The sequence below is a fragment of the Elstera litoralis genome (assembly GCF_000963705.1).
GTDB classification, from domain to species: domain Bacteria; phylum Pseudomonadota; class Alphaproteobacteria; order Elsterales; family Elsteraceae; genus Elstera; species Elstera litoralis.
Genome location: NZ_LAJY01000736.1, coordinates 1 through 942, shown reverse-complemented (window position 1 = coordinate 942; position 942 = coordinate 1). Strand labels below are relative to the sequence as shown.

The 942-nt window shown below is 58.0% G+C and carries 1 pseudogene; it reads left to right on the top strand.

The features are described 5' to 3' along the window. A pseudogene (locus VZ95_RS19440) lies at positions 1 to 942 on the top strand (DNA-directed RNA polymerase subunit beta); the annotation flags it as partial.

Here is a 942-nt window from a genome sequence, read left to right as displayed (position 1 = left end):
ATATCGGTCTTATCAACTCGCTCGCCACTTACGCGCGGGTCAATCAATACGGCTTTATCGAAAGCCCCTACCGCAAGGTCAAGGACGGGATCGTTTCCAGCGATGTCATCTATTTGTCCGCGATGGAAGAAGGGCGCTACACGATTGCTGAGGCGAATGCGGAACTCGATTCCGACATGCGTTTCGTCAGCGAGTTGGTACCGAGCCGTCAGGGCGGCGAATATATCGTTGCCCGTCCGATCGATATCGATTTGATCGACGTGTCGCCGAAGCAGTTGGTTTCGGTTGCAGCGGCGCTCATCCCCTTCCTGGAAAACGACGATGCGAACCGTGCCCTCATGGGCTCGAACATGCAACGTCAGGCCGTACCGCTGATCCGGGCGGAAGCGCCGCTGGTCGGCACCGGCATGGAAGCGACCGTGGCGCGCGATTCGGGCGTGGCGATTTCGGCAAAACGCGGCGGGATCGTCGATCAGATCGACGCCACCCGTATCGTGATCCGGGTGACGGATGCGACCGACGCCTCGTCGTCGGCGGTGGATATTTATAATCTGCTGAAGTTCCAGCGCTCCAACCAGAATACCTGCATCAATCAGCGTCCGCTGGTGAAGGTGGGTGATATTGTCGACGCGGGCGATATCATCGCCGATGGTCCTTCGACCGAACTGGGCGAACTGGCGCTGGGCCGCAACGTGCTCGTCGCGTTCATGCCCTGGAATGGTTACAACTTCGAAGATTCGATCCTGATCTCCGAGCGCATCGTGTCGGAAGACGTGTTTACGTCGATCCACATCGAAGAGTTCGAAGTGATGGCGCGCGATACCAAGCTCGGCCAGGAAGATATCACCCGTGATATCCCCAACGTCGGTGAAGAAGCGCTGAAGAACCTCGACGAAGCTGGGATCGTCTACATCGGGGCCGAAGTGAAAGCGGGCGATATTC